The following is a 12,532-nucleotide window of genomic DNA, read 5'->3' as shown; positions in this document are numbered from 1 at the left end:
ATTAAAGCAGCCGCCATAATGGCGGCTGCGGATCTATTATGCAAATTCGCCTGGCCTATTTTACCGCCTGACAGGCCTTCACCACCGGCAGGCACAGGCGATGGCGCAGCCGCAGGGTGGCCAGCGCCAGGACGATCATCATGACGGTTTCCACCACCAGGAAGAGGTTAATCGCCTCAGCGTAATCCCCGCGATGGCTGTGCAGGGCGTGGAGTAAAATCGCACCGAAGATCGCCGGGCCGAGGCCGAGGGCCGCCTGTTGCAGGGTGCTGAGAATAGCGCTGGCGGCCCCGGCGTCGTCAGGCTGGATATCGCGCATCCCGATGCGGTAGAAGCTGTTCACAATCAGCGCCTGGCCGTAACCCACCAGCCCGGTGGCTGGGGCGAGGGTCAGGGCGGTATTCTCCAGGCCCCAGATGCGGAAGGTAGCGATCAGCGCCAGCAGACCGCTTATCTGGATCGCCAGCCCGGTGAGCAAAATGGTGCCGGTGCTGTAGCGGGCAATCAGGCGCGGGGCAAACCATGCTGAAACAAAGTACGTCACCCCGAGGGCGATAAAGCTGTTACCGGACTGCCAGGGTGCCATCCCCAGACCGGTCTGCATGGTCAGCGCCATACAGAACATAAATCCGGACCAGACGCTGAAAAAGAGCAGCGCAATCAGCACGCCAAAGCGGATGCTGCCGAGCTGCATTAAGCGCGGCGGGATCAGCGGATGGGCGCCTTCGCGCTCTTTTTTACGCGCATTCAGCGCCATCAAATACGCCAGCGGGACAATGGCAATCAGCGCCGCCTTCAGCGGCCAGGACCAGTGCCACTGCGGCCCCAGCGCCATCGGGAACAGCAGGCAGCAGAGGATCGCCGCCAGTAGCGCGGTGCCCGGCCAGTCGATGCGCGACGGCGTGTCGCGGCGGGTTTCCGGCACGTAGCGACGGCTCAGGGCCAGCACCAGCAGGCAGATCGGCACGTTGATAAAGAAGGCGTTACGCCAGCCCAGCCCGGCGATATCCGCCGACACCAGCCAGCCGCCACCCATCTGCCCGACAATAAAGGCAATTCCGCCGATGCCGCCAAACAGGCTGATGGCTTTGGCATGGGCGGTGCCTTTCAGCGTCACGTGCAGGGTGGCGAGAATTTGCGGCATGATCAGCGCTGCGCCTGCGCCCTGAACGATGCGCGCGGCCAGCAGTTGCTCGATATTCCCCGCCATGCCGCACAGCAATGAGGCCAGGCCAAAGCTCGCTACGCCCCACATAAACAGACGGCGGCGGCCGAGGTTATCCCCCAGCTTACTGCCGAGCGCCAGGCAGACCGCAAAGGCCACGCCGTAAAGGGCGACAATCAGCTCCAGCTCGGTGGCGGTGGCGTGCAGCGAGTGGGTGATGGAGTCCAGCGCCACGTTGGTGATTGAGGTATCAATCAGCGGCAGCATCTGGCCGGTTAACAGCAATATCAGGCCTGCCCGGCCCGGTGAAACAACTGACGTATTCATGGTGACTCCATTGCGTCGAACAGCGTAGCGTCGTAGCATCAACCATCTGATAAACGGGTACCAGTTCTTGCTTATACTGGTACTGGCACTACCATGCAGGGGGCACTATGGCGCTGATGTCTGAACCCGTCACCTCACTCCAGGATGACACCCGTAAACAGCTCGGCGCATTTCTACGTGCCCGGCGAGAAAGTCTCGATCCGCAGCGCCTCGGCCTGCCGCGAAGCGGCCGCCGTCGCACGCCAGGTCTGCGTCGTGAAGAGGTCGCCATGCTGGCCGACGTGGGCGTGACCTGGTACACCTGGCTGGAGCAGGGCAGGGACGTCAACCCGTCGAGCACGGTGATGGCGGCAGTGGCGAAAGCATTGCAGTGTACCCCAACCGAAGCCCGACACCTGTTTGTGCTGGCTGGTCTGCCACCGGGGGAAGCGCCCCAGGCGGTGTGCTGCGAGGGGATCAGCGAAGGTACCCGACGTCTGCTCGATACCCTGATGCCGAAACCCGCCAGTATTCAGAAACCGAACTTCGATATCGTGGCGTGGAACGAGAGCTTTGGCCATCTGATGGGCGTCGACTTTAACGCCATCCCACCGGAAGACCGCAACTGCATCTACCTGTTCCTCACTCACCCGGCGTGGCGCGCCCGGCTGGGCAAGCGCGGCGACGTGCTGCCGATTTTTGTCTCCTACTTCCGCGCGGCAATGGCCGAGCACCGGGGTGACCCGCAGTGGGAAGCCAAACTGGCGCGCTTCTTTGCGGTGTCCGGGGAGTTTGAAGCCCTGTGGCACCAGCGCAACGACGTGCGCGGCGTAGAAAACCAGCTGAAACTGTTTACCCATCCCGAGCTGGGGGATTTTCATCTCCAGCAGATGTACTGGTACTCCGCTCCGCGTAATGGCTCGCGCCTGCTGGTTTATCTCCCGGTGGATGACGAGGGCGAGCGCGCGCTGGCGTGGTTAACGGAGCAGGCCAAATGAACGTCACCCGCAAACAGGAACGCGCGCGGTGCTGTTGCCGTGGGTGCTGCTGTTTGCCGTGGCGGCGGTGGTCTCTGTTTACATCAGCCTGAAAACCGACGACGGCATGCTGCGCGGTTTTGGCCTGACGTTTCTCGGGATCAACCTCTATACCCGCTACTTCGAATACTTCTGGGACGGGATGAATAAGGTGCTGTTTTTCCTGATCCTGGCGGGGTCGCTGGCGGTAATCGGGCGCTATGCGGAGCGGATCTGGCATGGGGGAAGTGGGTCGAAGTAAGATTTTTGCGAGGAGCTTTCAGGGAATGGATGCGATTTCGGCCTGATCCGGATAAAGCGTGTAAGGTAAATCACGAAAGGAAAAATTAGCCTTTAATGCAAATTGCCTTACATGCTAATATCTTCAGGGATGAAAAAACGTGTTCAGACTCATCGTTCATCAGGCAGTCAGAGAGGAGATCCTCTCGCTAATCCGTCTGGCACTGAAACGACAACAGGAGATGTTGGATGAGCAAGAAGATTATTGACTGGGATGTATTAAGAGCAGAGCTGTTAGGCGATTCAGACGTACAGGCTGCTTTTGATGCCGAAGAACGCAAGGAGCGTCTGCGTGAGATGCTGGCGCAGTGGCGCAAACAGGCCGGGCTTACGCGTGCTCAGGTGGCAGAGCGAATGGGGGTCAGCGCGCCAACGGTATCCCGAATGGAAGCCAATATTACCCGGGCGAGCCTGGATACCTTAACGCGTTATGCGCTGGTGTGCGGCGTTAAGCATCCGCAGATTACGCTTTATTGAGTACAAGTCAACGTTATACAACCCACTGAATTTTCATCATTTCGATGAGTAACGAAGTGGACTATAATTACGCGATGAGAAACAACCCGATGTCGCCATTGATGATTGATTCTGCTGACTTCAGCCACAAGTTGGGACTCGTCTCCCGAAACGTTGAACATACCGAAGCTTTCCTTGCGCGCGGTACTGCGGATTTTCATCTGCCGGGCTTTGTATTGCCTGTGGGCTACCGTCTTTTAAAATCGCTTTACAGCGACGAGTATCGGATCGTAACCACTGACGAGGGAAAGCCTTACACGGCATATGCCGTTAAGCTGGAATTTCACAACGAGATTACCTTCCCCCACGGTGCTGCCACGCAGGTGATGGTCTGGCGTACCCCGCGTACTCTTCATCAATCTGTGGTGAGCGGTTTTCCGCAATTCTTTTTCCAGTGGCTCCTGAGCGAATACAATGTCGTGGTGTCAGACAGCGAGCAAACCGGGGATGGTCAGCGCTTTTGGCTACGGATGATCGACTGGGCGTTTACCATGAATTATCAGATCAGCGTGGCGGACGGCACGGTAGGAGAAGAGTGGCACTTAACGCCAGTTAATTCATACGCTGAACTGGAAGAGCGCTGGATTGCGTTCGCCTGGGGATACGATCGTGATGTGCATTCGCATCGCAGACTGGTTATCAGTAAAAAGTAACGGGCCGCTATTCGCGGCCCGTTTGCATTAGCACTCAGTCACAACCGTGCTCAGCGGCAGGCGTGATTTCGGCAGCGTGGCGTTGAAATCTTCCACGCTGTGATGCCCAACCGGCACCACCACCAGGCTGGTGAAGCCTTTCTCTTTCAGACCAAACTCTTGGTCGAGGACCGCCGCGTCGAAGCCTTCAATCGGCACCGCGTCCAGGCCCATGGCGCCCACGCCCAGCAGGAAGTTGCCGACGTTGAGATAAACCTGTTTCGCCATCCACTGGTCGTCATCTTTCAGCTCGACGCGGTGCAGATCGGCGAAGAAAGTGCGGCCTTTGTGGTTGGCGGCTTTCGCTTCCGGGGTGTTGAAACGGCCATCGGCCTCTTCCTGATCCACCACGCGGGTCAGCCACGCATCGTCCATCGCGGTTTTGGCGCAGAAGACCACCACGTGCGAGGCATCCAGCATTTTGCGTTCGTTAAAGACAAAGCCACCGGCTGCGGATTTCGCTACGCGCGCTTTGCCTTCTTCGGTGCTGGCGACGATAAAGTGCCACGGCTGCGAGTTGGTGCTGGACGGGCTGTACTGCAGCAGGGTTTTAATCTGTTCTGCCTGGTCGGCAGTCAGTTTTTTACTCGGGTCAAAGGCCTTGGTTGAGTGACGCTTCAAGGCAACAGAGATGATATCCATTACGACTCCTGGGGTTCAGTACAAAAGGGAAAATAATACAAACGGAAAGGAAAAAAGGTAAGGGCATTACGGGCGTTTAACCGCCGGGGCGTAGACGTTTTTGCTCTTTTTTCGGCAGCTTATCCACCACCAGATGCCACGAATCGTTGACCAGATCGGCTATCAGCGCCGGGGTAATATCCTCTGCGGCGTAAACCGAGATCCAGTGCTTTTTATTCAGATGGTAGCCAGGCTCAATTCCCTGGTAGATCTGCTGATTGAGCAGCGATTTTTGCGGATCGGATTTCAGGCTGACGTGCAGACGTCCGTGCGCCTTGCCCATTAGCATAAAAATCTTGCCGCTCACCTTAAACACCTCGTATTCCGGGCCAAACGGCCAGCACTGTTCGGTAAACGGCAGTTCCAGCGCCACTTTCTGCGCGCAGGCGGTAAGGGTTTTACTGTCCATGGACATCCTCTTCAGCCAGCGCTCGCCACATGGCTTCAAAACCCAGCGCCTTGATTTCGGTGGCACGCGCCGGTTCGCGGGTGGCGAAGGACATCGTCGTCTCCGCCAGCGACAAAAACAGGGCATCGCCAAACAGACGAAATTCTTCAGACATAAATACCGGACGAATCGAACGACGGCAGAGTTCATGCAGTTCCGGGAACATCTCGTGCACCGCCTGTTCGGTTTCGGCGTTAATCTTCTCGCTCACCCCGAGCTGGCGGATGGCGCCGTGGGCCACCGGGTTGCGGATCCCCCAGTCAATGTAGCTGTTCCAGATATTGCGGGTATGCTCTTTTGGCTGGGTAAGGGCCCTGTCCATATTCGCCAGCATGGTCTGGCACAGATCCTGTTTCAGGTGCAGGTAGAGGGCGTTGAGCAGATCGTCTTTGGTGGCGAAATAGCGAAACAGGGTGCCTTCAGCCACCCCTGCGCTGCGGGCGATTAACGCGGTAGAGGCCGCAATGCCCGACTGGGCAAACGCGGTGGTTGCCGCGTCCAGCAACGCCAGTTTTTTATCTTCACTTTTCGGACGAGCCACTGCATTTCCTCCAGTTAATGTGCAAAAACCCTGATTGAATCATGCTCTTTGCGGGGCTGCAACGCGGAATGTCAAAGATCTTAAAACGTCTTGACGACTTTCGCATCACTTCTATAATGAGTGCTTACTCACTCATAATCAAGTTTTGCCCGCGCAGGCCATCGGATGGGGCGCGAATTCGGGTCGGGATATGAAAAAGCGTTTTATTATTAGCCTGGTGGTAGTGATGATTATTGCAGCAGCGGCGAGTTTGCCGTTCGTACTGAATGCCGGATTCGGCCAGCCGCCACAGGGTGCGCAGGTGAGTGAGTTTGCCGCCTCGCCGCAGTATCGCGACGGACAGTTCCATAACACCCTGCCCACGCCGGGCTTTACCGGCAACAAGAACATGCTGGCGGCCTGGTGGGATTTTCTGGTGACCAAACGTGAAAACGCGCGTCCGGCCCAGCCGCTGCCGCTGGTAAAAACCGATCTCGCCCAGTTGCCGCTGGATCAGGACACGCTGGTCTGGCTCGGCCACTCCTCATGGTATCTGCAGCTGGCGGGTAAACGTATTCTGATCGATCCGGTATTCAGTAACTATGCCGCACCTTTCTCCTTCCTCAACAAAGCCTTTGCCGGAGAGTATCCGTGGCATGCTAAAGAGATGCCCGATATCGATCTGCTGATTATCTCCCACGATCACTACGATCATCTCGATTACGCCACCATCAAGGCGCTGCTGCCGAAAGTGAAGCGCGTGGTCACGCCGCTCGGGGTGGGATCGCATCTGCGCTACTGGGGCATGGCGCCGTCCATCATTGAGGAGCGGGACTGGGATCAGTCGGTACGCATCAGCGATGATCTGACCGTGCACGTTCTCCCGGCGCGCCATTTCTCCGGCCGCGGACTGAAGCGCAACCAGACGCTGTGGGGCAGCTTTATGTTTGTCACCCCGCAGCAGAAGGTGTTTTACAGCGGCGATTCTGGCTACGGCCCGCACTTTAGCGCCATCGGCGAACAGTTTGGTGCAGTGGATCTGGCGATCATGGAGAACGGACAGTACGACCAGGACTGGAAGTACATTCACATGCAGCCTTCTGAAACGGCGCAGGCCGCCGCGGATCTGAACGCCAGGGCAGTGGTGCCGGGTCACTCCGGGCGCTTTGTACTGGCAAAACATACCTGGAACGACCCGCTGATCAAGCTGTCGCAGGCCAGCAAGGATAAAGCGTATCGCCTGCTGACGCCGGAACTCGGTGAGCCGCTCAGAGTGGATGATGCCACGCAACAATTTCGCGCGTGGTGGGAATAATGTTTAATCGAAGAGCAGAGGGGGAGAGCAACATGACTATTTCCGCTCAGGTTATCGACACCATTGTCGAGTGGATCGACGACAACCTTCATCAGCCGTTGCGGATCGAGGATATCGCCCGTCACGCGGGCTATTCCAAATGGCACCTACAACGGCTGTTTATGCAGTATAAAGGCGAGAGCCTGGGACGGTACATTCGGGAACGTAAGCTGCGGCTGGCGGCGCGGGATCTGCTTGAATCGGACGAAAAGGTTTACGACATTTGTCTGCGCTACGGTTTTGACTCCCAGCAAACCTTTACCCGCGTCTTCACCCGCACCTTTAACCAGCCGCCTGGCGCTTATCGCAAGGATAACCACAGCCGGGCGCATTAAACGCATCAAACCTGCTAATAGCCCAGTGGCGCTGCGCTTACCGGGCCTGCAAAACCGCCAATTCCTCTAATGATATTGAAAATTATTACCATTTGCATTAGCGTTGGTAACAAATTTCGTCGGGGACATGCGGTAATGAAGAGGGTATGGAGTGGGTTGTTATTAGGGATCGGCGCGCTGCCTGCGATGGCGGCGACCTGTGAACATTCTTCCCTTCAGGGAGACGTACAGGGGAAGTTTGATGCCAGCGGCGAAGTCTGTTTTTCACTGCCGCCGCTGGACGAGAATTACGTTTCCGCCACGCTGAATGGCGTAACGGATGCCCGCCTGCTGGACGAACAAAACCGAAAGATTCGCACCCTGGTTGAAAAGGGTCCTGCCGATGGGGAACACACGCTGCTCTTTGCTCTGCCCGTGAAGCAAAACACCTCGCTGGTGCTGCAGGGGGAGGAGGGCAAAGCCTGGCGTTTTCAGTGGCGGATGAAAGAGACCACTGCCTTACCGCGGGTGCAAATGCTCGAGCCGGAAAGCCCGACGCTGCAGGCGCTGGCAAAAACGGTTGCTGCCGGTGGAAGTACCGATGCGTTCTGGCAGGCGCAGCGTCAGCAGGGCACGCCGATGGTGGAGCCAGTGGATGCCAGCCATAAGCGTGTCACCTTCCTGTGGCGTGGCGCGCGGGACAACGTCTTTATTCTGGGCTCTCCGGCGGGCGATCACGATCCGCTGTTCCGCCTCGGTAAGAGCGACGTCTGGTTTCGCAGCTACGTGGTCCCCGCCGACACGGTGATGCAGTACAAACTTGCGCCGGATGTGCCGCTGATTGACGGCTCTCCTCGCGATCAGCGACGGGCGATCCTCGTAAGCGCCCAGGCCGATCCGCTCAATCCAAACACCTTTGGTGAACAGAAGGCGGATCGCTGGAACCGCTTTTCTCTGCTCGATCTCAGCCCGGCGCGTTACTGCTCGGCGCAGGCCGCAGCCCAGCCGCTGATGAGCGGCATGCTGACCCGCCATATGGTTAACAGCACAATCCTTGGCAATGCGCGTGAAGTGATGATCTACAAACCGCGCACTGCCCAGCCCGCGCGCTGGACCTTAATCCTGTTCGATGGGCAGATCTATCAGGACGACTACCATTTCGCTAACGTGCTGGATGGCCTGATTGCCCGCCATCATCTGCCGCCCGTCAACCTGGTATTTATCGATAGCCTCGATCACGCCCGACGCAGTAAAGAGCTACCGCCGAACCCGGATTTTGCCGACTTTATGGCCCATGAACTGCTCCCGTGGTTGCGCGGGCAGGGGATGGCGATGCAGCGGCAGAAAACGGTGCTGGCGGGTTCAAGCTACGGAGGCATAGCCTCCTCATGGGTGGCGTTGCGCTACCCGCGACTGTTTGGCAACGTGCTAAGTCTTTCTGGCTCGTACTGGTGGGCGCCGAAAGGTGAAGCGTCCGGCTGGCTGACGCGTCAGTATCAGCAGTCCCCACCGTATCCGGTCCGCTTCTGGCTGCAGGCCGGGAAGTTTGAAACCACGGGGCCAGGGGGCGGGATCTACCGCACCACGAAGGATTTCGAAAAGGTTTTGCAGGAGAAAGGCTATCGCGTCAGCTTCCACCCGTCGTCAAGCGGCCACGACTACGCGGCCTGGTGTGAAGCGCTGATCCACGGGATGCGTGATTTCACCGGCTTACGACGCCCGGGAAAACCAGCGGCGCCAGACGAAGCGCAGGATAAAGAACTCCACGGCGCCGAGCAGTAAAAACCACAGGCAGAAGATAATGGTGTAGAGCTGGTTGAGATCCATCAGATGGAAGGTGCTCATCAGCTTCTGCGCCACCACCAGCCCCAGGGAAGGGGCAGGCAGCAGCAGAACGGAGAGAAAGGCCATCAACAAGATGCCGCCTGCCGTTAACAGCGATTCCAGTGGGTGTTTCATAATTATGTTAATCGTCAGTTAAAAATAACATTGTCACGGATAGGGCTTCGTAAAGCAATATCAACCGCAACGCGCGCGGGCGATAAATAATCGCCCATTAATTCGCGGATATTTTCCCGACAGGCGTTCGCTAATTCAATTAATCTGGATTAACGTAAATTATTGTCACCCTCCGGCAAATAATTTTACGAAGGTATATGTGCTATATCCAATTAACGTCGCAATAACAATGGCAACGATAATATATAACGCCAGGCGACGCCCGCGATAAATCCCAAACATGCTTACCTCTCGTTTAGTTTCGGTTTAGAAATAATTTGTAAAAATCACTCTATTGAAATGAAACGTTATCTGTTTAATGCCATCGACAGAAATAATAGTGCGTTAAATTAATTGTCCTGACAACCCATTAAATTAACGCCCGACGATTTATAAAAGCAGACATGGAATTCAGGCTTTTGCTCACCGCAAATTGAAGGAACTGAAATATGACCAAAATGCATCATACCCACACGCCCCGGTCCAACCCGGGCCACGCACCGACGCAGGCTTATCAGCAGACCGTCGAACAGACCCTTGAGGCACAGCGCAGCACCGCTGCCGGCCTGAGCCGCGCCGAGGCGCAGGCACGCCTGCAGCAGCATGGCCCGAATGCCCTGCCGGAAAAAAAAGCCAGACCAGCATGGCTGCGTTTTCTGGCCCATTTTAACGACGTCTTAATTTACGTCCTGCTGGCCGCCGCGGTATTAACTGCCATTATGGGCCACTGGGTCGATACGCTGGTGATTCTGGGTGTGGCGGTGATTAATGCCTTAATTGGTCATATTCAGGAGAGTAACGCCGAGAAATCCCTGAGCAGTATCCGAAATATGCTTGCCAGTGACGCGCGCGTTATTCGTGAGGGCGTTCACGAAACAATACCGACAACTGAAATAGTTCCCGGGGATATTATTGTATTGCGCGCCGGGGATCGTATTCCGGCAGATATGCGGGTCATTGAAGCGCATAATTTACGCGTGGAAGAGGCGATCCTGACCGGTGAATCCACGGTGGTCGATAAACATATTAAGCCCTTAACCGGAGAATTAACCCTCGGCGACCGCACCAATCTGCTGTTTTCCGGCACCACCGTTAGCGCAGGCGGCGGCATGGGCGTGGTGATTGCCACTGGCCAGGAGACCGAACTGGGCCACATCAATCAGATGATGGCCGGCATTGAAAAGCACCGCACCCCGCTGCTGGTGCAGATGGACAAGCTCGGCAAAGCCATCTTCGGCCTGATCATGGCGATGATGGTCGCGCTGTTTGTCTTCAGCCTGCTGCTGCGCGACATGCCGATTGGCGAGCTGCTGCTGTCGTTAATCAGCCTGGCAGTGGCCGCGGTACCGGAAGGTCTGCCAGCCATTATCTCGATTATCCTGTCGCTGGGCGTGCAGGCGATGGCGCGTAAGCGGGCGATTATCCGCAAACTGCCTACCGTAGAAACGCTCGGAGCGATGACCGTGGTCTGCTCGGACAAAACCGGCACCCTGACCATGAACGAGATGACTGTCAAAGCGATTATCACCGCCGACAGCTGCTATCGCGTCGGGGGTGACAGCTATGCTCCGGAAGGCAATATCTGCCTTGAAGGCAGCGACGAGCCGGTGCAGATCCAGCCGGGCACCGTGCTGGAGCAGTATCTGCGCACCGTCGACCTGTGTAACGACAGCCAGATGATTCAGGACGAGCGCGGCCTGTGGGGCATCACCGGTGGGCCGACCGAAGGCGCGCTGAAGGTGCTGGCGGCAAAAGCCCATCTCGCACCGGTCATGACCACGCTTATCAACAAGATCCCGTTCGACTCGCAGTACAAATACATGAGCACCCACTACCAGATCGGCAGTGAAGAGCAGATCCTGATCACCGGCGCGCCGGACGTGCTTTTCGCCCTCTGCTCGCAGCAGCAGACCCGTCACGGGGCCGAAGCCTTTAACCGCGCGTACTGGGAAGCGGAGATGGAGCGTTACGCCCGTCAGGGGCTGCGGATGGTGGCTGCGGCGTTCAAACCGGCCAATGGCGAGCAGTCGCTGACTCATGACGATCTCAGCCACGGCCTGATCTTCCTCGGCATCGCCGGGATGATGGACCCGCCACGCCCGGAGGCGATCGACGCTATTCACGCCTGCCAGCAGGCGGGGATCCGCGTGAAGATGATCACCGGGGATCACCCCCAGACCGCGATGAGCATCGGCCAGATGCTGGGGATCACCAACAGCGCCCAGGCGGTGACCGGCTATCAGCTGGAGCATATGGATGATACTGAGCTGGCAAAAGCGGCGGTAGAGTATGACATCTTCGCCCGCACCAGCCCGGAGCATAAGCTGCGTCTGGTGCAGGCCTTGCAGGAGCAGGGTGAGATCGTCGGCATGACCGGCGACGGTGTGAACGACGCCCCGGCCCTGCGCCAGGCGGACGTCGGGATTGCCATGGGCATCAAGGGCACCGAAGTGACCAAAGAGGCCGCCGACATGGTGCTGACGGACGATAACTTCGCCACCATCGCCAGCGCGGTGAAAGAGGGGCGTCGCGTCTACGACAACCTGAAGAAGACCATTCTGTTCATCATGCCGACCAACCTCGCGCAGGGGCTGCTGATTGTGATTGCCCTGCTGGCGGGGAACATCATTCCGCTGACGCCGGTGCTGATTTTGTGGATGAACATGGCCACCTCCGCCACGCTCTCCTTCGGCCTCGCCTTTGAAGCCGCCGAGCGCAACATCATGCGTCGTCCGCCGCGTCAGACCGGTCAGCACGTCATGGATGCCTATGCCGTCTGGCGCGTGGCCTTCGTCGGGACCCTGATTACCGTCGCCGCCTTTGCGCTGGAAGCCTGGCTGGCCCCGCGCGGCCACAGCGCGGAGTTCATCCGTACCGTGCTGCTGCAGATGCTGGTCTGCGCCCAGTGGGTCTACATGATTAACTGCCGCAACACCGAAGGCTTCTCCCTCAACCGCGGTCTGCTGGCGAACAAAGGGATCTGGCTGGTAACGGGCGTGCTGCTCCTGCTGCAGCTGGCGATTATCTACCTGCCGTTTATGCAGATGCTGTTCGGCACCGAAGCCCTGCCGCTGCGCTACTGGGGTGTCACCCTGGCCATAGCGAGCGCGATGTTCTTCATCGTCGAAATCGAGAAGCGACTGACTCGCAGGTTCCGTAAGGCTGCATAACAAAAACCTTACCCCTCACCCTGCCCTCTCCCCAAAGGGGAGAGGGTGTTCA

At 57.7% G+C, this 12,532-nt stretch carries 12 protein-coding genes and 1 pseudogene; 8 read left to right on the top strand and 5 right to left on the bottom strand.

Going from position 1 to position 12,532, the window contains the following annotated elements; genetic code table 11:
- Positions 1-55: 55 nt before the first annotated feature.
- Entirely contained in the window at positions 56-1,492 is a 1,437-nt protein-coding gene (locus LG383_RS13450) for an MFS transporter (protein WP_225759353.1), read from the bottom strand.
- 107 nt (positions 1,493-1,599) lie between these two features.
- Between LG383_RS13450 and LG383_RS13445 the strand changes: the two genes are divergently transcribed.
- From LG383_RS13445 to LG383_RS13430, 4 genes and pseudogenes are all read left to right on the top strand, one after another.
- Complete coding sequence (locus LG383_RS13445; RefSeq protein ID WP_225759352.1) at positions 1,600-2,469, top strand: helix-turn-helix transcriptional regulator; 870 nt, start codon at positions 1,600-1,602, stop codon at positions 2,467-2,469.
- Positions 2,470-2,488: 19 nt separating this feature from the next.
- Positions 2,489-2,749 (top strand): annotated as a pseudogene (locus LG383_RS13440) (DUF2157 domain-containing protein); the annotation flags it as partial.
- Between the two features lie 227 nt (positions 2,750-2,976).
- Positions 2,977-3,264: a helix-turn-helix domain-containing protein gene (locus tag LG383_RS13435; protein WP_106992247.1), complete on the top strand. Its 288-nt coding sequence runs from the start codon at positions 2,977-2,979 to the stop codon at positions 3,262-3,264.
- Between the two features lie 89 nt (positions 3,265-3,353).
- Entirely contained in the window at positions 3,354-3,956 is a 603-nt protein-coding gene (locus LG383_RS13430; protein WP_106992248.1) for a hypothetical protein, read from the top strand.
- A gap of 27 nt (positions 3,957-3,983) precedes the next feature.
- Here the strand turns inward: LG383_RS13430 and nfsB are convergent, their stop codons facing one another.
- The 3 genes from nfsB to LG383_RS13415 form a co-directional block, all read right to left on the bottom strand.
- Positions 3,984-4,637 carry an oxygen-insensitive NAD(P)H nitroreductase gene (gene nfsB / locus LG383_RS13425; protein WP_225759351.1) on the bottom strand — a complete coding sequence of 218 codons (654 nt, stop codon included), beginning with the start codon at positions 4,635-4,637 and terminating at the stop codon, positions 3,984-3,986.
- Between the two features lie 76 nt (positions 4,638-4,713).
- Positions 4,714-5,085 carry an MmcQ/YjbR family DNA-binding protein gene (locus LG383_RS13420; RefSeq protein WP_225759350.1) on the bottom strand — a complete coding sequence of 124 codons (372 nt, stop codon included), beginning with the start codon at positions 5,083-5,085 and terminating at the stop codon, positions 4,714-4,716.
- Positions 5,075-5,665: a TetR/AcrR family transcriptional regulator gene (locus LG383_RS13415; protein WP_106992251.1), complete on the bottom strand. Its 591-nt coding sequence runs from the start codon at positions 5,663-5,665 to the stop codon at positions 5,075-5,077. Before LG383_RS13415 ends, LG383_RS13420 begins: the two co-directional genes overlap by 11 nt.
- 190 nt (positions 5,666-5,855) lie before the next feature.
- Here LG383_RS13415 and LG383_RS13410 point away from each other — a divergent pair, with 190 nt between their 5' ends.
- The 3 genes from LG383_RS13410 to LG383_RS13400 all read left to right on the top strand — a co-directional run bounded on the left by LG383_RS13410 (position 5,856) and on the right by LG383_RS13400 (position 9,094).
- Positions 5,856-6,959 carry an MBL fold metallo-hydrolase gene (locus LG383_RS13410; RefSeq protein WP_225759349.1) on the top strand — a complete coding sequence of 368 codons (1,104 nt, stop codon included), beginning with the start codon at positions 5,856-5,858 and terminating at the stop codon, positions 6,957-6,959.
- A 32-nt stretch (positions 6,960-6,991) separates the two neighbouring features.
- Entirely contained in the window at positions 6,992-7,333 is a 342-nt protein-coding gene (locus tag LG383_RS13405) for a RamA family antibiotic efflux transcriptional regulator (protein ID WP_106992253.1), read from the top strand.
- 135 nt (positions 7,334-7,468) lie between these two features.
- Entirely contained in the window at positions 7,469-9,094 is a 1,626-nt protein-coding gene (locus tag LG383_RS13400; protein ID WP_225759348.1) for an alpha/beta hydrolase-fold protein, read from the top strand.
- Here the strand turns inward: LG383_RS13400 and LG383_RS13395 are convergent.
- A complete protein-coding gene (locus tag LG383_RS13395; protein WP_106992256.1) occupies positions 9,023-9,271 on the bottom strand; it encodes a DUF1158 domain-containing protein in 249 nt (82 codons plus the stop codon). The genes LG383_RS13400 and LG383_RS13395 overlap by 72 nt on opposite strands.
- A gap of 497 nt (positions 9,272-9,768) precedes the next feature.
- On the opposite strand from LG383_RS13395, the gene LG383_RS13390 reads away from it, so the two are divergent.
- A complete protein-coding gene (locus LG383_RS13390) occupies positions 9,769-12,480 on the top strand; it encodes a cation-transporting P-type ATPase (RefSeq protein ID WP_370635167.1) in 2,712 nt (903 codons plus the stop codon).
- Positions 12,481-12,532: the final 52 nt, after the last annotated feature.

The sequence above is a fragment of the Leclercia sp. Marseille-Q4284 genome (assembly GCF_916618945.1).
In the GTDB taxonomy this organism is placed as follows: Bacteria; Pseudomonadota; Gammaproteobacteria; order Enterobacterales; family Enterobacteriaceae; genus Enterobacter; species Enterobacter tamurae.
Note: the sequence above shows the minus strand (reverse complement) of the source record. Positions and strands in the feature narration are given on the sequence as shown.